The following is a 23044-nucleotide window of genomic DNA, read 5'->3' on the forward strand; positions in this document are numbered from 1 at the left end:
AGACTTTAAAACACAACACATTATGAGCTCTAACGAAGTTTATGAAAAAGAATTAGCCTTTCAGGCAGACAGGCGTCGCGCTACAGTAGCATTTATAAAGACTGTAAGCGATCTTTGGTACGACAATTCTATCGAGTTGGTACTTTTCCGCAATCAGTTGATTGATAAAAACGTAAGTGAAATTATCAATTTACACGAATATGCTGGAGAATTTGTACAAAAACCTATTTCAATTTTTGATTCCGCAGAAATTGCGCAAGCTATCAAATTAATGAATTTACCTCCATCAAAATTAGATATAGGTAAACTTACGTACGAGTATCATTTAGCAAGTGATGAGTACAGTTCGATAAATAGCTTTGTACAAAATAAGCTAAAAGACGCAAAGACATTCAAACCTATTTCTCCAAAAAATGTAGTCCTTTATGGATTTGGACGAATCGGTCGTTTGGTAGCCAGAGAATTGATGACCATTACGGGTAAAGGAAGCCAATTAAGACTTAGAGCCATAGTAACAAGAGGAGCTATAACTCAAGATGTATTAGAAAAAAGAGCCTCGTTACTTCGTAGTGATTCTGTACATGGAGATTTTGCCGGTACTGTAGAAACAGATTTACCAAATAGTGCTTTGATCATAAATGGTACTACTGTAAAAATTATTAGTGCTAATAATCCAGAAGATATAGATTACACATCTTATGGTATTCAGGACGCTTTGATAATAGATAACACAGGTGCTTTTAGAGATAAAGAAGCATTAAGCAGACATCTGGCAGCAAAAGGAGCAAACAAAGTATTACTTACCGCTCCCGGAAAAGGAATTCCTAATATTGTACATGGAGTTAATCATAAAGAACATGATCCGGACAAAGTAGATATTTTTTCTGCTGCTTCTTGTACCACCAATGCAATTACCCCAATACTACAGGCTGTAGACGAAAGTTTTGGTGTAGTTAATGGTCACCTAGAAACAATACATGCGTATACTAATGACCAAAATCTGGTCGATAATATGCATAAAAAATACAGAAGAGGTCGTGCCGCTGCTCTAAATATGGTGATTACAGAAACAGGAGCAGGAAAAGCAGTTTCTAAAGCATTGCCAAGTTTTGAAGGAAAATTAACATCTAATGCAATACGAGTTCCTGTACCAAATGGATCATTAGCGATTCTTAATCTTAATTTAGAAAAAGAAACTTCTAAAGAAAGTATGAATGCAGTACTTAAAAAATATGCACTGGAAGGAGATTTGGTAGAGCAAATAAAATATTCATTAGACAACGAATTAGTATCTAGCGATATTATTGGTTCTTCTGCACCGTCTATATATGATAGTAATGCTACTATTGTGGACGCAAAAGGAAATAATACCGTTTTATATGTGTGGTATGATAATGAATATGGATATAGTCATCAAGTAATAAGACTATCAAAATATATTGCCAAAGTAAGACGTTTCACATATTATTAGAAATCGTTTTTATCAAAATATTAAAAGTCGTTATTGAATAAATAACGACTTTTTTTATCCCTATTCTTCAAAAAGAAAAAGTGTTATTTTCAAAATTCGTTTTAAAAAGATGTAATATTTTAATTATCAATAAATTAACTTTAAAATCATCTATACATGAATTCTTATAAAAAAAACTTTATAATTACTTACAATATCGTACATTTATTACCGTTACAGAAGAAATTAATAACCAAAAAGAAACGACATATAAATATTCCCTATACTACAAGTCATTAGTTATTTTATTCTCTAACTACCACCTCACTATAGGAATATCGTATCTAACCATTAAAAAATTAAGAATAACAATATGAAATTACCACAGTATCTACTAGTTTTAATACTACTTCTATCCTTTTCTGAAACTACATATGCACAAGAAGAAAATGCAACTGTTGCTGATGCTTTAAGACAGGAAAAGATTGAAGGGCAATTTGATATGGTGATAAAAAAATCCGGGAAATTTCAAGAATACAAAGTAGTGAAGTTGATTTGGTTAAACAAACTTAAAAGCAACACTATAGACACACTTAAGACATTAGAATCAAAACTAAATACAACCAATCTTAAGATTGATGAACAAAAATCTACAATAACCGGACTCGAAGAATCACTTGCTAAAACAAATGGTGATCTTACTACCGTTACCAAAGAAAAAGACAGTATTAACTTTTTTGGAGCGGCACTAACTAAATCCAGTTACAAAACCATTATGTGGGTTATTATTGGTGTTCTCATCGCTTTACTTAGTTTCTTCATATACAAGTTCAAAAACAGCAATACAATAACACTACAAGCCAAAAAAGTATTAGCTGAAACTGAAGCAGAGTTTGAGGATCACAGACGAAGAGCCCTGGAACGAGAGCAAAAAGTAATGCGTAAGCTTCAAGACGAAATCAATAAACAACGTAAAGCTGGCGCTAAGTAGTTCTATTTCTAGATTTTCACCATATTCTTTTGCATCTTTGCACCCATAAATGAATTAGATAAAGATGCGTATAGATATCATCACTGTAGTACCAGACATACTAAAAAGTCCTTTCGAAGCCTCTATAATGAAGCGGTCAATAGAAAAAGGATTAGTCGAAGTACAGTTTCATAATCTTAGAGATTATACCGATACAAATTATAAACAAGTTGATGATTATCAATTTGGAGGTGGTGCTGGCATGGTTATGATGATAGAGCCTATCGACAAATGTATTTCCAAATTAAAATCAGAAAGGGATTATGACGAGGTCATCTATATGACTCCAGATGGCGAGACCTTAAATCAAGGAATTGCAAATCAATTATCTTTAAAAGGAAATTTAATTATTCTTTGTGGTCATTACAAAGGGGTAGATCAACGTGTAAGAGATCATTTTATTACCAAAGAAATATCTGTAGGAGATTATGTATTATCGGGCGGAGAACTGGGTGCACTAATCTTATGTGATACAATCATTAGACTGATCCCGGGAGTACTTGGTAACGAAACTTCTGCATTAACTGATTCATTTCAGGACAATTTATTAGCGCCCCCTATTTACACAAGACCCGCAGAATATAAAGGCTGGAAAGTACCTGAAGTTCTAACCTCTGGTAATTTTCCTAAAATAGAAACATGGCGAGAAGAACAAGCATACCAAAGAACAAAAGATCGCAGACCTGGTTTATTGGACGAATAAAATAAATACACCATAGTATCAACACTTAATCAGGTATTTATTCTAAGCTAAAGTCTTTTAGATTTAGCTTTCATACATAAAATGTAATCACAAACTTACTTTCTATGCACATCTTGTCATAAATTGAAAAATGATTAATTAACAGAGAAGTAATAATAATCGCAAAACACTTGCAAATCATCAAATAATACTTACTTTTGCACCCTGATTAGACCAACCTCTGGCGAAAATCGCGAATGTTGCTTTAACAAAACCATGAAACTATATCAAAAATGGAAGATTTAGTGAAATTCGTACAAGACGAATTTGTTACAAAAAAAGAAATGGCAGAATTCTCTGCAGGTGACACAATCACTGTTTATTACGAAATTAAAGAAGGAAACAAAACACGTACACAGTTCTTTAGAGGAGTTGTAATCCAAAGAAGAGGTTCTGGATCTACTGAAACATTTACAATCAGAAAAATGTCAGGAACTATTGGTGTAGAACGTATTTTTCCTATAAACTTACCAGCACTTCAAAAAATTGAAGTAAATAAAAGAGGTAAAGTTCGTAGAGCTCGTATATTCTACTTTAGAGGACTTACCGGTAAAAAAGCACGTATTAGAGAAAAAAGAAGCTAATTCTTTATTTCTTTTTACAAATCAAAAAAGACTTCCAATTGGGAGTCTTTTTTTTATGAACAAAAGTTAACAACTCAAGTTCATAAACTGTTGATAACTAATACAATAAGAATTAACGGACCGCAAATCAATTTTCCTTATATTTATATTAGAATTACATATAGCAAAAGATGACACAAGGATTCTTGGCTGTATATCTAAACAAACGTTCTCTGAACATATTAAGACCAGTTTAGAATTAAAATAAATATAGAACGAAAGTTATTTTTTTGAATACATCCTTGAAATCACTTTAAGGGCTTTACTTTAGGATCATTTCAAAATGAAATTCAGAAGAAAAAATTAAGTTTTGACACCTTTTTAATTGTAAATGGCATTTGACTATCCGGGTGAAAAACTGAAAAATTACAAAAGTAATTTAGAAACACAAACACACGTATTAGTCGCAAGAGTAGAAACAAATTATACAAATCATTATTTGACAAATTTAAATCTGCTCAAAATTGAAAATAAGTATTTTGTTATAAATAACGAAAGTTTTTATTTAATAGCGGGTAAAACAGCTAGCATCATAATTATTTTCAATGAAGCCATATCAAAATATTCGTATTCTTGATATGGCTTTTTATTTTTGAGAATACATCTAAAAACAGATCAAAATTTCAACATCTTACATTTTTTTCACTTGAATATTCAATAAACTATAATTCAACTCTCTCTAACTCAAAACTAATAACACACAGGTTGCATTTAGGCGACTAGATTTGTATCTTCGCGCTCGGAAATCTATGACTACAAAATTGTAAATCCAAATAGAATCAATACTAAAAAGATCGGCCAATATTGTTTGTCTAAGAAAAATTAAACGACTAATTATTTCCTTACATAAATAGTATAATAAAATTAGGGAGTCTACTACTTTTCAGGTATTAAAAACCTCTAGACCCCTAAATAAAAAACCAAAAATATGGGAGTTGATAACTCAAAAATAGTGTACACCAAAACAGATGAAGCTCCAGCTTTAGCTACCTATTCTTTTTTACCTATTGTTCAAAAATTTACTAAAGCAGCAAATATCAATATTGAAACAAAAGATATTTCTCTTGCTGCTCGAATTTTATCTAGTTTTCCCGAAAAATTAACCGATAAGCAGAAACAAGCTGATGCTCTGTCAGAATTAGGTCAACTTGCTCAAACACCAGAAGCAAATATCATAAAATTGCCGAATATAAGTGCTTCTGTACCGCAATTAAAAGCTGCAATTGCAGAGTTACAACTTCAAGGATTTGATCTTCCAAACTACCCTGAAGAACCTGAAAACGACGCAGAAAAAGAAATTAAAAGTCGATACGACAAAATAAAAGGTAGTGCAGTAAATCCTGTTCTAAGAGAAGGAAACTCTGATCGTAGAGCGCCAAAACCGGTAAAGCAATATGCTAGAAAGAACCCACATTCTATGGGTGCCTGGAGTTCTGATTCTAAAACTCACGTAGCCACCATGTCTAGTGGAGATTTTTGTTCAAACGAAAAATCAGTTACTATTGATAAAGCTGGAGATGTAAAAATTGAGTTTGCAGATCAAAATGGAAGCACAACAACCTTAAAAGAAAAAATAACTTTACTTGAAGGAGAAGTTATAGATGCTACAGTAATGAGCAAAAAAGCGCTTATCGCTTTTCTTAAGGAACAAATAGTTGATGCAAAAGAGAAAAATGTATTGTTTTCTTTACATATGAAAGCAACAATGATGAAAGTTTCTGATCCCATTATATTTGGTCATGCGGTAGAAGTGTTTTTTAAAGATGTATTCGAAAAACACGCTGCTACTCTTGAAGAAATTGGTGTTGAAGTAAACAATGGTTTTGGAGATCTTATCAATAAACTAAAAAAATTACCAGATACCAAAAAAGCAGAAATAGAAGCTGATATACAAGCATGTTACGAAAAAGGACCAAAACTAGCAATGGTAAATTCTGATCAGGGAATTACCAACTTACATGTACCAAGTGATGTGATTATCGATGCATCTATGCCAGCTATGATTCGTAATTCTGGTCAAATGTGGGATGCACAAGGAAATACACAAGATACCAAAGCGGTTATCCCAGATAGTAGTTATGCCGGTATATACCAGGAGACTATAGACTTTTGTAAAAAACACGGAGCCTTTGATCCCACCACTATGGGAACTGTTCCAAATGTTGGACTTATGGCTAAAAAAGCCGAAGAGTATGGCTCTCATGATAAAACATTCGAAATTAAAGGTAATGGTACTGTTCGTGTTATCGATGCTTCTGGAAACATACTAATAGAACACCCTGTAGAACAAGGTGATATCTGGAGAATGTGTCAAACCAAAGATGCTCCAATAAAAGATTGGGTAAAGCTTGCTGTAAATAGAGCAAAAGCAACAACTATCCCTGCCATCTTCTGGTTAGATAAAAATAGAGCACACGATGCCGAACTGATCAAAAAAGTAAATACATATTTACCAGAACACGATACTACTGGATTAGATATCAGAATCATGTCTCCTGTTGAAGCAACTCGCTTTTCATTAGAAAGAATTAAAGATGGTAAAGACACCATTTCTGTAACAGGAAATGTCTTACGTGATTACAATACCGACCTCTTCCCTATTCTAGAACTGGGTACAAGTGCAAAAATGTTATCTATTGTTCCTCTAATGAATGGAGGTGGTTTATTCGAAACCGGAGCAGGAGGTTCTGCACCAAAACATGTACAACAATTTAATAAAGAAGGTCACTTAAGATGGGATTCTTTAGGAGAATTTCTGGCTCTTGCAGTATCTTTAGAACACCTTGGAGAAACCAATAATAACACCAAAGCTTTAATTATTGCAGAAGCACTTGATCAAGCTACTATCAAATTTCTGGAGAATAAGAAATCTCCTTCCCGTAAGGTAAATGAACTAGACAACAGAGGAAGCCATTTCTATCTGGCTCTATACTGGGCACAAGAACTTGCAGAACAAACTCAAGATAAAGAATTACAAAACGAGTTTTCTATAGTTGCTAAACAACTTGTTGATAATGAAACTAAAATTATCAATGAACTAAATGATGCGCAAGGTAGTACTGTTGATATGGGGGGATATTATTGGCCAAATGCAGATAAAGTTTCTACTGCAATGCGCCCAAGTGAGACATTTAATACTATTATTGAAAAATAATATAAGTAAACAATACATTAAAAAAGCCTGTGAGATATTAATCCCACAGGCTTTTTTTAATACTTCCTTATTTCTTTATTAAAAATATTCATATTAATTTCTTATTACATGCAACCCTTTGATTTTTAAATTGTCAATGATAATAACCAAAAGAGAAGTACATTTAAAGAAATTTACAATCAAGTAAAACTAATTGGAAACCAATATTCTTTATACGCACAAGGATCTTGTAGAAAAAAGCAAGTCTGGTGATAGGAATTCGCAATACCGATTATATGAGCTCTATGTCGATGCCATGTATAATATAAGTATGCGTATGCTAAGCATAAAAGAAGATGCAGAAGATGTCGTACAAGATAGTTTTGTAGAGGCTTTCAAAAATTTAAAATCTTTTAGATACGAAAGTACTTTTGGCTCTTGGTTAAAGAGGATAGTAATTAATAAAAGCTTAAACCATTTAAAGCTAAAAAAAATACCAGTTACACCTCTTGACCAACACGAGTATCATATTAGCGAGGAGATAATTGATCCCGTTAAACCGAATGATATTAGCAAAATAAAAAGAGGAATTAAAACTCTTCCGGATGGATATAGACAAATCATAAATCTTTATTTAATCGAAGGGTATGATCATATAGAAATTGCAGAGATATTAGGTATCACTATTTCGACTTCGAAATCGCAATATCACAGAGCAAAGAAAAAATTAATTGAAATTGTAAATACATTATAGTACAATGGATGATTTTGAAAAATATATAGTAGAAAACAAGCACCTATTTGATGAGCATAAAGCAGATAAATCAAAAATCTGGAATGAAATTGAGTCTAATTTAGACTCTTCAAAAACAATTCGCCTGTGGAGGTCTCCCCTAATAAAAATAGCTGCAAGTATTTTGATTCTGATAGGAGCTTTTTCAATAGTAAATCTAATCACATCAGGATTTAACAATAGCAACCAAAATAATATTGTACATCAGGAATTACGAGATATAGACACCTATTATAAGGATCTAGTATCTTTTCAGGTACAACTTGTAAAAAACAACTCAAAATTGCAACCCGAAGACAAAAAGAAATTCTTGTCTTTTATGGATGAGCTGGATGAAGAATATGATACCCTTAAAACAGAAATGGCAAAAAACTTGAACAATGAATACATTTTAGAAGCCATTGTTAATAATTATAAAAAAAGAATCGAATTGATTGAAAATCTGTTGAAACAGATCAATGATTCTAAAAAATCGAATGAAAATGAAGGCTATATCTTATAAATATCTTTTACTGATGCCCATATTGCTATTCATAGCAAATGGTGTGTGGGCACAGCAAAAAGTGTCAAAAAAAATTGAAAAGACATTTCCGTTAACTAATGCAGGAGAACTACATTTAGAAAATAAATATGGAAATGTAACTATTCAAGGATGGGAGAAAAAAACAATACAAATTGATATTGACATACAGGTTGTCAAAAAGAAAAAAGAAGATGCAAAAGAATTATTAAAACGTATTAACCCTGCCATTAATAACACCGAAGATTTTGTGAGTATTTCTTCTGTAATTGAAGAAAAAAACACAAGTATGATTTCTAGATTTTTTAATAAAGAACTCTTCGACAAAACAAGTTTCTTTGATTTTGACAAAGGTAATATTCAAATAGATTACACTATTTATTTGCCTTTTAATGCTGAAATTAATATTATAAATAAATTTGGAGATATCATTATAAGTGAATGGAACGGAAAATTAAAAGCTAATGTACAACATGGCGATATGTGGGTAAATAAAGACCTTAATAACGCAAGTATAGAAATGAAATTTGGAAAACTAAAAACCAAATCTATTACTTATGGTAACATACGATTCAAAAATGGAGAAATCGATATAGAATCATCCAATGATCTTAAAATAAATAGTAACGGAACAATCATAAAAATTGAAAATGTAGAGTCATTAGAAATGCACTCCAGTAAGGATCAGATTACCATTCAAAGACTAGGAAGTATTCATGGTGAACTTATGTTTAGCACTATGAATATAGATACAGTATATAAAAATATTAATCTTGTTACAGAAGTAGCAGACGTTTGGGTTTCCAACATTCAAAAAACCAATGCTAATATAACTATTGATCAAGAATCTTCAGAACTAAGCATAAATGTTTCAGGAATGTCCATAGACTTTAATGCTTCTCTTGAACAAGGACTATTAAGAATCCCTAAGTCGTTTACAAACATAAAAACCGATGTGATTGATAAACGAAGAAAAATAAGAGAAATTAGTGCTACTTATGGAAATAGTAGTTTAAAAGGAAAGTTCCATATCACAGGTAGAAAAGGAGTGGTCATATTAAAAGAATGAGTATGCACCTCTCTTTTAATTACCCCAGTGATCATTGATTATGATAAATTTAACAGTATCGAAACGAATTACATGCAACTATTACAAATTTAACTTGTCAATGATATAACAAATCAAGTATAATGAAACACGTGAAAATTATATTACTTTTTGCTTTAACCTGCTATATGTATCCAAGTATAGCTCAAGAGTCTCAGAATTATATAGAGTTTAATGACCGAAAAAATATTGTACATGGTGTTTATCTGGGAGTACATGCTGGTTATGGCGAAATTGAAGGCAAAGAAACATATATTGCCGGGCTTAAGATAGCCTATGTTGCTAATCAAAAATTTGAAATTGGTTTTGTAACAAAAGGCCTCTTTTCTAATCAAAATATTCCAGGAATTTTCTCGCCAGAGATTGCAGATCTGGGAGCAGTATATTCAGGTCTTCATTTAGAACCAATATTTTTTAGTAAAGCCAAAATCAATCTTTCTTTTCCAGTATTAATAGGTGGTGGTGCAACGGGATACATTAATACTAACTGGGATGATGAAGAAGAAGTAGAACGATATCAAGAAGATCAATGGGATGCAATATTTGTTGTAGAGCCTGGAGTGAATATTTTGTATAATATTTCGCGATACGTTCAGTTAGAAATGGGAGTTAAGTACAGGTTCTCTAGTAAAGTAGAATTATCATCAGATGAAATTACTCGAATCAACGGTTTTTCGGCTGGATTCGGTGTAAAAATGGGAGTATTCAATCTTGGAAGAAATCGCTATAAAAAAAACATACCAAATCATGAATGAATTAAAAACAAACCGCAAAAAAAACATGAATGTTGTTTATGTATTCTCAGAAAACGACAAGGTTTATGTTAAAAACAGTACATGTTCTGAACCTCATAATCAAACCTCGACAATACATGAAGAATGGTTTCCAATTAATTTTCAATGGAAATCATTAATGGATTTAAGAAAAAATATGAGACTTCAAAATGTAGATGAAAGCTATTAATTAAGAACACATTCTTATATAGTACCCTATAGTACCTACCCCTATCAAAATTATTAAATTACTAATAATCAGATCTTTAAATAAATCAGACACTACATCTATTGCCTAATAATTTTATCCTGATGCATTAAACATTTTAGTTTTCATTTTAAAACCTTAAAAAATAAACAAATGAAAAAGGCAACCTCTTTACTTCTTCTTTTTTTAATATTCTCATGTGGAATAGATGATGATATTCTTCATACACACATAGAATTACAAGAATTATATGACGAGTCAGAACTAGTTGGGCTTTCTGTAGCCATAGTAGATAATAGAAAAGTGCTTTATAAAAACTCTTTTGGACATGCAGATATTAATAAAAATAAAAGATATTCTAGCCATACAATTCAAAATATAGGATCTATATCCAAGACTTTTATCGCACTAGCAGTAATGAAAGCTGTAGAACAAGGTAAACTTGATTTAGATACCAACATCAATACATATTTACCATTTGATGTAATACATCCGCTTTATCCCGAAAAACCAATAACTGTTCGGCATTTAGCAACTCATACTTCTGGAATTACGGATGGAGAAGTATATTATAGAAGTTATGTATTTGAGAATCCCAATCAAGTAGATGTATCTACTTTCCCAGAAGATTATCAACCTATTGTAGAGCTAATTAAAGCAAATGTAAAAATCGATGAATCTGTTTTTTTTGAAAATGTATTATCTACATCTGGTCCATGGTATTATCAGGAAAATTTTCTAGAAAATGCTCCGGGAGAAAAATATGAATATAGCAATATTGCAGCTGCTCTAGCTGCTTTTGTTATAGAAAATGCTACAGGTATCTCTTATGAGAGCTATACTCGTAAATATATTTTTGAACCTTTACATATGGATGCCACAGGATGGAGTTTTAATGACGTGAATATGCAAAATCATGCTACACTCTATTATGCAAAAGATTTTGAAGTTCCCAAGTATTCTTTAGTGACTAAAGCTGATGGTGGGCTAATAACCAGTAATTCTGATTTTAGTAAATATTTGATAGAAATGATGAGAGGCTACCAAGGGAAAGGAAAACTATTATCGGCAGCATCCTATAAAGAAATGTTCCGTTTTCAATCAAAACATAGCGAAATCAAAGAAGCAATGGGTGGTATTTTTTGGGATATTAATGACAATAAAACAATAGGACACACAGGAGGGGATCCAGGTATAATAACAGCATGTATGTTTGATCCCATAAAAAACAGGGGATATTATTTAGTAACAAACACAAGTGAAGAATTTAATATTAATATCGAAAGGTCAATAGAAAAAATCTGGAAAACATTGATTAACGAAAACCCCGATCGTAACTATTAAATATAGAATTTACCTCTAATTATTATTAAGATTTCACAACAAAGTTTTGCTATATAATTAGGGGTAACATAACAAGATTAATTAAACTTCTAAACAAGTATAATTCAAAACACAAGAAAAAATCAGTACTAAAAGCGATAATTAACAATAAATTAATTGTAGAACTCGTAACATATTTCTTCCTTTACGGTTACATTATTAGTACTAATTGATAAAATACTTTCCTTTGAATAAATACATATTATCTGGTCTCATATTAGTATTCTTATCATCGTTCTCAATTCAAAGTCAGGAAAAATTTACATTAAGCGGGATTATTTCAGAAAAATCCAGTAACGAAACACTTATCGGAGTCAACGTCATATTTCCAGAAATAGGAAAAGGTATAGTTACTAATGAATACGGTTTTTACTCTATCACCTTACCTCAGGGAAAATACAAACTACAGGTTAGTTATTTAGGGTTCACAGATAATATACTTGAAATTGACCTTAATGAAGATAAAAAACTTAATGTTCAACTTATAGAATCTTCAGAGGTTCTCGATGAAGTAATCATTACAGAAAAAACAGAAAAATTAAGTATTAAGAACCCTCAGATGAGTATTAATAAACTCACTGCGGGAACTATCAAACAAATTCCAGTTGTTCTTGGAGAAGCCGATGTAATCAAGGCAATTATTCTTTTACCAGGAGTAACTAGTGGTGGCGAAGGGGCCTCTGGGTTTAATGTGCGAGGAGGATCAACTGATCAAAACCTTATTTTATTAGATGAAGCTACCATTTTTAACTCTTCCCATCTTTTTGGTTTTTTCTCTGTATTTAATCCAGATGCTATAAAAGACATCAAACTATACAAAGGCGGAATCCCCGCTAGATATGGTGGTCGTGTATCATCAGTATTAGATATTTATCAAAAAGAAGGAAATAGCAAAAAATTTAGAATTAATGGTGGTCTTGGAGCAGTAGCAAGTAGATTGCTGGCAGAAGGTCCTATTGTAAAAGATCGAGGTGCATTTTTGGTAGGTGGTAGAGCTTCTTATGCTCATCTTTTTTTACCTCTTTTTGATAATGATAATGTTGCATATTTCTATGATCTCAATACCAAACTAAATTATAAGATTAATGACAGTAATAATTTATACCTGTCTGGTTACTTTGGTCGGGATGTATTTGCTATAGATGAAGTTTTTAAAAACACGTATGGCAACACGGTACTTAATCTAAGATGGAACCATCTGTTTTCAGATAAACTATTCTCTAATCTATCCCTAATATATTCTGATTATTTCTACGGATTAGAACTCGATTTCGTAGGTTTCGAATGGGATTCTGGAATCAGAAATTTCAACCTAAAATATGATCTAAAACATTATATCAGTGATAATTTTCAGCTTAATTATGGAATCAATACTATCTATTTCAGATTTAATCCCGGTGAAATAAAACCCAATAGTGAAGATTCTGGAATCAATAGAGAAAAGCTGATCGATAAATATGCAAATGAATTTGGGGCATATATCGATGCAGAACATAAAATCTCTAATAACTTAACCCTTCAGTATGGACTTAGGTTAAGCAATTTTATAAGATTAGGACAAAATGAACTTAATATCTATCAAAATGATAATCCCCTTTTATTTAATGAAGAATTGCAGATTTATGAAGATGCAAAACCAATAGGTACCGAAAATTTTAGCAGAAGCGATCAAATAAAAACATTTACCAATTTAGAACCCAGAATAGCTCTGGCATATGCTTTTAATGACAACACTTCAATAAAAGCTAGTTATAACAGAATGGCACAATACCTTCATTTATTATCAAATACTAGCTCCCCTACTCCTTTAGATGTATGGACTCCTAGCGGTAAATACATAAAACCACAATTACTTAATCAATATGCACTAGGGTATTTTAAAAGTATTAATGATGATGAATACTCCATAGAAACAGAAGTTTTTTATAAAGACATAAAAAATCGCATAGATTATATTGATGGCGCAGATCTAATTGCAAATAATGCTATCGAACGAGATATTTTAAATGGAGAAGCTCGTGCTTATGGTTTAGAATTTCTAATAAGAAAAAATAAAGGAAAATTTAAAGGTTGGCTAGCCTATACCTTATCAAAATCAGAACAAAGAACTCCTGGTAGAACGCCGCAAGAACCAGGAATCAACAATAGCAAATGGTATAGTACTCCATATGATAAAACCCACGATATATCCTTTAATGGGAGTTATAAGCTAAACGAAAAATGGAAATTTGGAGCTAATTTCATATTCCAAACAGGACAACCAACCAATTACCCTACAGGGCAATTCGAATTTCAAGGATTAGTAGTACCGGTCTTTGATGGCCCACGAAATAGTGAACGATTACCAGCATACCATAGAATAGATATATCAGCTACTTTAACACCAAGAAAAAACAAAACCAGAAAATGGCATGGAGAGTGGGTATTTAGTATCTATAATGTATATAACCGTAAAAATGCAGCATCAATTACTTTTAAAAGAAATCAGGATTCTTATTTAAATGAAGCCGTAAGAACTTCTATATTTGGAATTATACCTGCTGTGACCTATAATTTTAAATTCTAATAAATGAGCACAATTAAAGGTTATGTAAATTTAATTTTGATCGCTGAAAAGAAAATTAGAAACAGATAAAATGAAGAAATTAATCTATATACTGATAATTTTGACAATATCGATTAGCTGTGAAGACGCAATTGATATAGAAGTACCTAATGGAAAACAAAGATTAGTAATTGATGCTTCTTTTGAATATTACCTAAACGAAAACCCAGTTGATATTGAAGGTGGAGTAAGGCTTACATTATCGGCTCCATTCTTTGATAAAGATACTCCTACTGTAAGTGATGCTACTGTTTTTATTACAGACCTCTCTAATAATTCGGTTATCAATTTTACCGAATCAACAGAGCCTGGATTTTATACTCCAGTCTCAACTGCATTTACTCCAGAATTCAATACTACATATCAACTTACTGTTATCTACAACAATGAAACTTTTATTGCTACTGCACAACTTATCCCTACTGTTCCTATTGATAATGTAGTACAAGGTGATAATACTTTATTCGATGATGAAACCGAAGTTGTTATTTTCTTTACAGACGATGGAACTCGTGATGATTTTTATCTTTTTGATTTTGATTTCAGTTTATTCCTGGCAAGTGAAGATCGTTTTTATCAAGGCGAAGCTTTCAATTTTTCTTATTTCTATGAAGACATGGTAAATGGGCGTAATGTAACCATCAAAATATTAGGAATTGATGAGCGTTACTACAATTATGCAAACCTGCTTATTGAGCAAAGTGAACAAGAAGGAGGAAACCCGTTTCAAACACCTCCTGCCCTACTAAGAGGTAATATCATTAACACAACTAATATTGATAATTTTGCCTTAGGATACTTTAACCTTTCTGAAGCCAATAGATTTGATTTTACTATAAAAGAATAGTGCCTTATGATTAAACTTGTTTTGGCTTTTTAGATTTGGCCAAAAAATAGTTTTTTGCTTAAAAGAAGTTTTTTTGCGTTGCATGGCATAGTTATGAAACAATAAAAAGATGGCTTTTGAATGAAAAAAGAATAGTATAATATAACGAATCATAGAAAGTCTAAATAACTTCATTAAAAAAAGAAAGTTACTCTCTGTCTTGAAATCAAAAAATGAGTATTTTTGAAGTATGTCATTTACAAAAACTACAGAGAAATCCTCAAAATATGATCATTTAGAGAAAATGAGCATTAACGAGTTACTTTCCAACATAAACAAAGAAGATAAAACAGTTCCTGATGCTGTAGAAAAATCTATTCCACAGATTGAAGCTTTGATTGCCCAAATTGTACCAAAACTAAAAGATGGCGGTCGGATTTTCTATCTTGGAGCTGGAACAAGCGGCAGATTAGGAGTTGTAGATGCCAGCGAATGCCCACCTACTTTTGGTGTTTCGCCCGATTTGGTTATTGGATTAATCGCTGGTGGTGATACCGCAATTCGTAAATCCGTAGAATATGCTGAAGATAGCACAGATCAAAGCTGGAAAGATTTAGAAGAATATCAGATTTCAGAAAAAGATGTCGTTATTGGTATTGCAGCTTCGGGTACTACTCCATATGTTATAAGTGCGTTACAAAAATGTAATAAAAACAATATTACTACAGGATGTATTACCTGTAATGAAGGTAGTCCTTTGGCTCTAACTGCTCAATTTCCGATTGTCATTACTGTAGGTCCCGAATTTGTAACCGGAAGCTCTCGTATGAAAGCTGGTACTGCTCAAAAACTGGTTTTGAATATGATTTCTACAGCCACTATGATTCAATTAGGGCGAGTAAAAGGTAACAAAATGGTTGATATGCAGCTTAGCAATAATAAACTAGTAGATCGTGGAATACGCATGATTATGGAAGAATTATCGATCGATCGTGCAAAGGCTTCCGAAGTATTAGAACAGTACGGAAACGTACGTGATGCAATAAGTAAGTATGGAGCCTAAAAGAACAAATAAAGATTTATTAGGTAAAGGAGTGCAGCGTATGGCAATAGCACTTATTTTTATGTTTATTAGCCCGGTTATTATTCACTCTGCTTTTAAAAATCAGGACCATCCATTATATATCCCTATACTAATATTAGGAATAATTGGCGCTGGATTTGCGATATTTATGGCTTTTAGAGGTATTAGAACTATTATGGAATCAATGTTTGGTAAAAAATAAAATAGTTTAAAATCATTTCTAACTAAATTCCTTCTCTTTTACTAATCGGTGTTGTTGGGTTATAACCAAATCCCGGAATTTTTATTTCTACTCCTAACCGATTAAGAATATACCCAATAGTTGCATAATGATGTACCGCATGACTATTGGCATGAGCAAGAATACTCTCTAACGTATAGTTTACAGTTACTTTTCCTTGTCCCAAATTATCAGTAACATGAATTAAATAATCCGTATTTGTATCAATATATGATAATAATGTTTCCTGAAGTTGGTATATATGGTGTATTGCAGACTCCTTATCTGTAGATAATATTTCATCTCGCTTACGGGCAGTAAGGTCAATGTTATTAGAATCTAACCCATTAATTATACAATCAAAAAAATCAAGAATATGACGTATGTGCGAGCCAATACTAGAGTAATATGGCCCAACCGAACTGTTTAGATATGTAGTAGAATCTATAGCATTAAGTAAGTCTACAGCGCTACTAAGATTATAATTTATTGAAGAGATAACTAATTGTTTCATGAGCCGTTTAGACGTAAGATACATAATTAACTTACAAATTTTATCGATAAGACTATAAAATTAATTTTCAAAAAAGTCATATCACAAATAATATTACATACAAATCATCGTTTAGATATTGATTTACAGTAACAATCATCTAGTTTTCTCACACCCAGTAGGATATTTATCACCAAGAATAAGGTTTACCCGTAAAAATTAAGACAAAATGCGTATTTCGTCGATTAATGACTGTTTTTTTTGGATGTTACATATAAAATATTGTATTATTGCTATGTGATTTAAAAGCCCCCAAAGAATGAAAAAAATTGCACTTATACTGTTTTTGTTATGTTTTATCCCCAGAACTAACGCTCAAAATATATACGACGATGCACTAACTGCTGCCAGTTATGCGTACTCACACAGTAAAAAAGCACACGGGGCAAATAACGTCTTTCATACTCAAGAATATGCAGATAAAGCCATAGAAGCTTTCCAAAAAGTAGAAGATTTAGCAGATAAATGTGGCTGTAAAGTAGCCAATGAAACTGCATACAAAGCTAGAGTTGATATGGAAAGTTCACTAGAACAAGATACCTATGAGCGTAGTAGATTTTTTGCAAAACGAGCTAAAGAATTAGGGTCCGAACTCCTAGAGCAATTAACTTCTTGCCAAGCTAATAGTGATAATTATGCAGATGAAGAGGTAGCCTCTTCAGAAGATGAAAACGAATTAGCAGAAGCTACTCAAGAAGTTGCCAGCAAACAAAAAGAATTAGAAGAAAAACGTCGTCAGTTAGAAATTGAACAACAAAAGCTTGAGCAACAAATAGCTGAGCAAAATAAGATAAAAGCCGAATTTGAAGCTAAGCGCGCTGCTGAATTAAAAGCACAGTCATTGATGAAATCAAAAGCTGAAATGGCACTACAAAAATTAGAAAATGCACTACAAGAACTAAGCGTAGTTCTAAACGAAGAATCTAAATTCGAATCACAAGCTGATTATGTGCGAAGTGAAAATGATCTAAAGAACGAATCACTAGACGATACAAAAACATTCTATGTAAATAGAGCAAAAGAACTTACCCAAACCGCTATGCAACAATTTGCCGGTTATAATATGGTAGAAAATTAATTAATGCTGAATTTTATTTTGTAGCCCCAAAATAAAATTTTTACAAGCGACATCTCTCTTCTTGCGAGATGTCGTTTTTTTTTATCCTGTTGTGAATAAAAAAATTGCTCTAATATAATTATTATGGAATTATTCCTTATTTTTGGAATTATTCCATAATTAATATCTTGAGAACTATATTACATCTTGATCTGGACACATTCTACGTATCTGTAGAACGCATGATTAACAGCACTTTAAAAGAAAAACCACTTCTTGTTGGCGGGATTACTGATCGTGGCGTTGTAGCTGCATGCAGTTATGAAACCAGATCTTATGGTATACATTCTGGTATGTCTATGAAAATTGCCAAAGAACTATGCCCCGAGGCTGTTGTTATAAAAGGCAATGCCGGAACATATAGTAAATACTCTGATATGGTTACAGAAATCATCAAAGAAAATGTACCCGTATTCGAAAAATCAAGTATTGATGAATTCTATGCAGATCTCTCGGGTATGGATAAATTCTTCGGAACCTATAAATATTCTTTAGAATTACGTCAAAAAGTTATTTCAGAAACGGGGCTTCCAATATCATTTGGTCTTTCTGGCAATAAAGTAGTGTCCAAAGTGGCTACCAACGAAGCAAAACCTAATAACCAATTAAAGATAGATTTTGGTACAGAAAAACCGTTTTTAGCTCCGCTATCGGTTAAAAAAATTCCGATGGTAGGTGATAAAACATATCAAACTTTACGAAATCTAGGTGTTCGTTATATAAAAACTATCCAGGATATGCCAGTAGATGTCATGAAAGGGGTACTTGGAGCAAACGGCCTTACCATCTGGAAAAGAGCTAATGGGATAGACAACACACCTGTCATTGCATTTTCTGAACGTAAATCAATCTCTACAGAAAGAACATTCGACAGGGATACTATAGACATCTATAAACTTAGAAATCTCCTAATAGCAATGACAGAAAACCTCTCCTATCAATTACGAAGAGGAAATAAGTTAACCGCTTGTATTGCAGTAAAAATTAGATACTCAGATTTTAACACATATACTAAGCAACATAAAATACCATACACCAGTGCAGATCATATCCTTATCCCTAAAATCCTGGAAATATTCGAAAAACTATATCAAAAACGATTATTAATTCGATTAATAGGAATACGATTTAGCCACTTAGTTAGTGGCAACTACCAGATCAACCTATTTGATGATAGCGAGAAACAGCTTAACCTATATCAGGCGTTAGATACTATTAGAATTAGATATGGAGACCGAAGTGTAATAAGGGCTGCTGCTATAGGATCAAAAACTATTGGCAGAATGCAAAACCCATTTAACGGGCAACCTCCTATTGTATTAGCCCATAGAAAACAATAGTTTTTATAGCCATCAGTATCATAATATTGGCATCCGGGCGGGTTATTCACTATATCTTTTTCTGTCAATTCTAATCAATTGATAGAAAAAGGATGTCGTTGCTACCCCTGATGCAAAACTCAAAATATGAAACTATATGTACCTTAATTGTCATTCATTTTATAGTTTGCGTTTCGGAACTTTTTCTGAAATCGATCTTTTAGAGTTGGCCAAAGAAAACAAAACAAAGTGCCTTGCTCTAACTGATATCAACAATACTTCTGCTTGCCTAAACTTTATTAGAAAAGCAAAAGAGTATAAGATTAAACCTATTGTAGGAATAGATTTTAGAAACAATCACCAACCTTTATACATCGGTCTGGCAAAAAACAATGAAGGATATAAAGAGTTAAATGATTTTTTATCATACCATTCTTATAAAAAAATCGATTTCCCCAAAATAGCTCCTCCTTTAAAAAATTCCTATATCATATATCCTCTTCAACATGTATTGTCAATAAACAAAACCAACTTTACAGATAATGAATTTATAGGTATATCTATAAAAGACATACCTAAACTTCGTCTTTCTAATTTGCGAAAACTGAAAGATAAATGCATAGCACTACAGCCTGTTACCTTCAGAAATAAAAAAGATTTTAATGCCCACCGATTATTAAGAGCTATTGATAATAACATACTACTAAGTCGTTTACCCAATGATCAACAGGCATGTTTTTCAGAGCAAATGATTCCCGATCAAGAAATAAAAAATAAATTTTCAGAATTTGACTTCATTATTAATAACACCCTTACTGTTCAAGAGGAGTGTTTTATTGATTTTAATTTTTCAAAAAACAACCCTTCTTTAAACCAAAAAACATACACTAGCAGTATACAAGAAGATAATAAACTGCTTAAAAAGCTCTGTCAGGAAGGTCTTCTCTATCGGTATCCAAATCCCAAAAAAAAAGTATTAGATCGTTTAAAAAAAGAACTATCACTAATTACAAAAATGGAATTTGTTTCCTACTTTTTGATCAACTGGAGAATTATCTCTTATGCACAGAGTAAAGGATATTATTATGTAGGCCGTGGTAGTGGGGCAAATAGTATTGTAGCATACCTACTTCGTATCACAGATGTAGACCCAATAGAATTAGATCTATACTTCGAGCGGTTTATCAATACACACCGCACCAGTCCTCCTGATTTTGATATTGATTTCTCATGGAAAGACAGGCAAGATATCACTCGATTTATTTTTCAAGAATTTGACAATGTAGCATTACTAGGAACCTACATCACTTTTCATTATAAAGGAGCAATAAGAGAATTAGGTAAGGTATTCGGTCTTCCAAAATTTGAAATCGACAAGTTAAGCGAAGGAGATTATGATTATAGTTCCCTTGATCAAATTCATAAACTGGTAGTCATCTATAGTAATCTAATACGAGGGATCCCTAATTACCTTAGCATACATGCTAGTGGAATATTGATTAGCGAATCCCCGCTACATTATTATTCTGCCACAGATCTCCCTCCTAAAGGGTTTCCTACTGTACAATATGATATGATCATCGCAGAAGATCTGGGGTTATACAAATTTGATATTTTAGGACAACGTGGATTAGCAAAAATTAAAGACGCAATTACAATTATAGAATACAATCAACCGGAATTAGCTGATTTTGATATTCATGACATAAAGAGATTTAAAAAAGATAAAAAAATAAATGCTTTGATACGAGATGCAAAATGCCTGGCTTGTTTTTATGTAGAATCTCCTGCTATGCGTATGCTTTTGAGTAAGCTAAAAACAGACAATTACCTAGGACTAGTAGCAGCAAGCTCAATCATACGCCCCGGAGTTGCTAAAAGCGGGATGATGCGAGAGTATATTTTACGGGAGCATGACAAAGAAAGAAGAAAAAACTCACACCCGATTATGCTTGATTTGATGAGTGAAACCTATGGTATTATGGTATATCAGGAAGATGTGATTAAAGTAGCTCATTTTTTTGCAAAACTAACCTTAGATGAAGCAGATGTATTACGCCGGGGTATGAGTGGTAAATTTAGATCGCGAAAAGAATTTAAGGATGTCAAAAATAAATTCATAAATAACTGTAAAAATGAAGGCTATGCTGAATCCTTAATTTTCGAAATCTGGGATCAGATAGCTAGTTTTGCCGGGTATGCATTTCCAAAAGGGCATTCTGCTTCTTATGCTGTAGAAAGCTACCAAAGTTTATTTCTCAAAGCTTATTTCCCATTAGAATATCTAGTAGCTACACTAAACAATGGAGGCGGTTTCTATCGTCCCGAAATATATCTTCATGAAGCCAAAATATTAGGAGCTACAATACTAACCCCTTGTATCAATACCAGTGGGTATGAACATACCATAAATGGTAAAAGTATATTTTTAGGATTGATGATACTAAGAAATCTAGAGTATAAGATTTCAGAAAACATTTTGAGTAATCGTTCTCAAAATGGCCCATATACTTCTTTAGACAATTTCATTGATAGAGTACAAATAGGTATAGAGCAAGTTAGTATTCTCATCAAGATTGATGCATTTAGGTTTACCAACAAAAACAAACATGAACTATTATGGCAGGCTCATTTTAAAATAAACAGTATTCCATCAAATAACCAAAATCAATTTCTTTTATTTAATCAAAAACGAGTAGAGCATACACTTCCAGAGTTAAAAACATCAAAACTAGAGACTATGTTTGAACAAATTGAAGCTTTCGGGTTTCCGCTTTGCGGTTACTTCAAAATATTAGTTACAGCACCTAAAAACAGTAATAATGCTAATCAATTATATGATTATCTAAACAAAAACATAGATATATACGGATATCTCATAGCTATGAAAAACACTAAAACTCATACAGGAAAGCGTATGGCCTTTGGCACGTTTCTAGATCAATCTGGAAATATCTTTGATACTGTACTATTTCCCAAAATACAAGAGAGGTATCAATTAAGAGGAAGAGGTATTTATCGTATATATGGTAAGGTAGTTAAAGAGTTTGGTTTTTTGAGCATAGAGGTTATTAAAATCATAAAACAAGATTATATTCAAGATCCTAGGTATGCATAAACGAAATAAGCTAAAAAACAACATGTTAACAATATTTATTTTTAGAATACTTCATGCTTTCTAAGGAAAGATAATCTAAATTTTATAACTTCATATCATCTTAAAAAATTATTAACCTCTTAAATTAATTAGTATGTACACAAAAATTTTAATCGTGAAAGGCGTCAAAAAACTAAGTAAAACTGATCAATCTACAATTAAAGGAGCGCGTTTTGGTGGTTGTAGACCAGGTGGTGGATATACAGGTCAAAGTTGTAGTACTTCAGATCAATGCAGGCCTTTTGAACCGGGTTTTCCTGTTTTTTGTTCGCATGGCTGCTGTTATGGCGCTTTTTAGTTGAAAATATGCATGATAATTACAAGTCCTCTTTATTTAGGTAAAGAGGATTTTTATATCCAAAATTTGTTGCATAAAAAAAACCCTTCATAATATTATGAA

At 32.2% G+C, this 23044-nt stretch carries 20 protein-coding genes; 19 read left to right on the top strand and 1 reads right to left on the bottom strand.

The window, feature by feature from the left end:
* Positions 1–22: 22 nt before the first annotated feature.
* The 15 genes from Z054_RS0113125 (at position 23) to Z054_RS0113200 (ending at position 16480) form a co-directional block, all read left to right on the top strand.
* Positions 23–1471: a glyceraldehyde-3-phosphate dehydrogenase gene (locus tag Z054_RS0113125; protein ID WP_024770525.1), complete on the top strand. Its 1449-nt coding sequence runs from the start codon at positions 23–25 to the stop codon at positions 1469–1471.
* Between the two features lie 352 nt (positions 1472–1823).
* A complete protein-coding gene (locus Z054_RS0113130) occupies positions 1824–2441 on the top strand; it encodes a hypothetical protein (RefSeq protein WP_024770526.1) in 618 nt (205 codons plus the stop codon).
* Between the two features lie 64 nt (positions 2442–2505).
* Positions 2506–3183 carry a tRNA (guanosine(37)-N1)-methyltransferase TrmD gene (gene trmD / locus Z054_RS0113135; RefSeq protein ID WP_024770527.1) on the top strand — a complete coding sequence of 226 codons (678 nt, stop codon included), beginning with the start codon at positions 2506–2508 and terminating at the stop codon, positions 3181–3183.
* A 272-nt stretch (positions 3184–3455) separates the two neighbouring features.
* Positions 3456–3806 carry a 50S ribosomal protein L19 gene (gene rplS, locus Z054_RS0113140; RefSeq protein WP_024770528.1) on the top strand — a complete coding sequence of 117 codons (351 nt, stop codon included), beginning with the start codon at positions 3456–3458 and terminating at the stop codon, positions 3804–3806.
* 967 nt (positions 3807–4773) lie between these two features.
* Entirely contained in the window at positions 4774–6999 is a 2226-nt protein-coding gene (locus tag Z054_RS0113150) for an NADP-dependent isocitrate dehydrogenase (RefSeq protein WP_024770530.1), read from the top strand.
* Between the two features lie 193 nt (positions 7000–7192).
* Positions 7193–7732 (top strand): RNA polymerase sigma factor, encoded by a 540-nt coding sequence (locus Z054_RS0113155; RefSeq protein ID WP_024770531.1) that lies wholly within the window; start codon positions 7193–7195, stop codon positions 7730–7732.
* A gap of 4 nt (positions 7733–7736) precedes the next feature.
* The gene (locus Z054_RS0113160) at positions 7737–8273 is read left to right on the top strand and encodes a hypothetical protein (RefSeq protein WP_024770532.1); all 537 of its coding nucleotides are present in this window, start codon (positions 7737–7739) and stop codon (positions 8271–8273) included.
* The gene (locus tag Z054_RS0113165; protein ID WP_152538542.1) at positions 8254–9360 is read left to right on the top strand and encodes a hypothetical protein; all 1107 of its coding nucleotides are present in this window, start codon (positions 8254–8256) and stop codon (positions 9358–9360) included. Before Z054_RS0113160 ends, Z054_RS0113165 begins: the two co-directional genes overlap by 20 nt.
* A gap of 122 nt (positions 9361–9482) precedes the next feature.
* Complete coding sequence (locus Z054_RS0113170; RefSeq protein WP_152538543.1) at positions 9483–10154, top strand: hypothetical protein; 672 nt, start codon at positions 9483–9485, stop codon at positions 10152–10154.
* 25 nt (positions 10155–10179) lie between these two features.
* Positions 10180–10362: a hypothetical protein gene (locus tag Z054_RS0113175; RefSeq protein WP_152538544.1), complete on the top strand. Its 183-nt coding sequence runs from the start codon at positions 10180–10182 to the stop codon at positions 10360–10362.
* A 171-nt stretch (positions 10363–10533) separates the two neighbouring features.
* Positions 10534–11724: a serine hydrolase domain-containing protein gene (locus Z054_RS0113180; protein ID WP_024770536.1), complete on the top strand. Its 1191-nt coding sequence runs from the start codon at positions 10534–10536 to the stop codon at positions 11722–11724.
* Positions 11725–11950: 226 nt separating this feature from the next.
* Positions 11951–14329 (top strand): TonB-dependent receptor, encoded by a 2379-nt coding sequence (locus Z054_RS0113185; protein WP_024770537.1) that lies wholly within the window; start codon positions 11951–11953, stop codon positions 14327–14329.
* A 70-nt stretch (positions 14330–14399) separates the two neighbouring features.
* The gene (locus Z054_RS0113190; RefSeq protein ID WP_024770538.1) at positions 14400–15215 is read left to right on the top strand and encodes a DUF4249 family protein; all 816 of its coding nucleotides are present in this window, start codon (positions 14400–14402) and stop codon (positions 15213–15215) included.
* Positions 15216–15444: 229 nt separating this feature from the next.
* Positions 15445–16257, top strand: coding sequence for an N-acetylmuramic acid 6-phosphate etherase (gene murQ / locus Z054_RS0113195; protein ID WP_024770539.1), 813 nt, complete (start codon positions 15445–15447; stop codon positions 16255–16257).
* Positions 16247–16480 carry a DUF6095 family protein gene (locus Z054_RS0113200; protein ID WP_024770540.1) on the top strand — a complete coding sequence of 78 codons (234 nt, stop codon included), beginning with the start codon at positions 16247–16249 and terminating at the stop codon, positions 16478–16480. Before murQ ends, Z054_RS0113200 begins: the two co-directional genes overlap by 11 nt.
* Before the next feature lie 22 nt (positions 16481–16502).
* Here Z054_RS0113200 and Z054_RS0113205 read toward each other — a convergent pair whose 3' ends face one another.
* Positions 16503–17012: a DinB family protein gene (locus tag Z054_RS0113205; RefSeq protein ID WP_024770541.1), complete on the bottom strand. Its 510-nt coding sequence runs from the start codon at positions 17010–17012 to the stop codon at positions 16503–16505.
* A gap of 298 nt (positions 17013–17310) precedes the next feature.
* Here Z054_RS0113205 and Z054_RS0113210 point away from each other — a divergent pair, with 298 nt between their 5' ends.
* The 4 genes from Z054_RS0113210 to Z054_RS0113225 all read left to right on the top strand — a co-directional run bounded on the left by Z054_RS0113210 (position 17311) and on the right by Z054_RS0113225 (position 22942).
* Complete coding sequence (locus Z054_RS0113210) at positions 17311–18129, top strand: hypothetical protein (RefSeq protein ID WP_024770542.1); 819 nt, start codon at positions 17311–17313, stop codon at positions 18127–18129.
* A 164-nt stretch (positions 18130–18293) separates the two neighbouring features.
* Positions 18294–19508 (top strand): DNA polymerase Y family protein, encoded by a 1215-nt coding sequence (locus tag Z054_RS0113215; RefSeq protein WP_024770543.1) that lies wholly within the window; start codon positions 18294–18296, stop codon positions 19506–19508.
* A 136-nt stretch (positions 19509–19644) separates the two neighbouring features.
* On the top strand, positions 19645–22605 hold the full coding sequence (locus Z054_RS28475) for a DNA polymerase III subunit alpha (RefSeq protein ID WP_035091814.1): 2961 nt from the start codon (positions 19645–19647) through the stop codon (positions 22603–22605).
* Positions 22606–22759: 154 nt separating this feature from the next.
* Positions 22760–22942 carry a hypothetical protein gene (locus Z054_RS0113225; protein WP_161635289.1) on the top strand — a complete coding sequence of 61 codons (183 nt, stop codon included), beginning with the start codon at positions 22760–22762 and terminating at the stop codon, positions 22940–22942.
* Positions 22943–23044: the final 102 nt, after the last annotated feature.

The organism is Aquimarina macrocephali JAMB N27, from assembly GCF_000520995.1.
In the GTDB taxonomy this organism is placed as follows: domain Bacteria; phylum Bacteroidota; class Bacteroidia; order Flavobacteriales; family Flavobacteriaceae; genus Aquimarina; species Aquimarina macrocephali.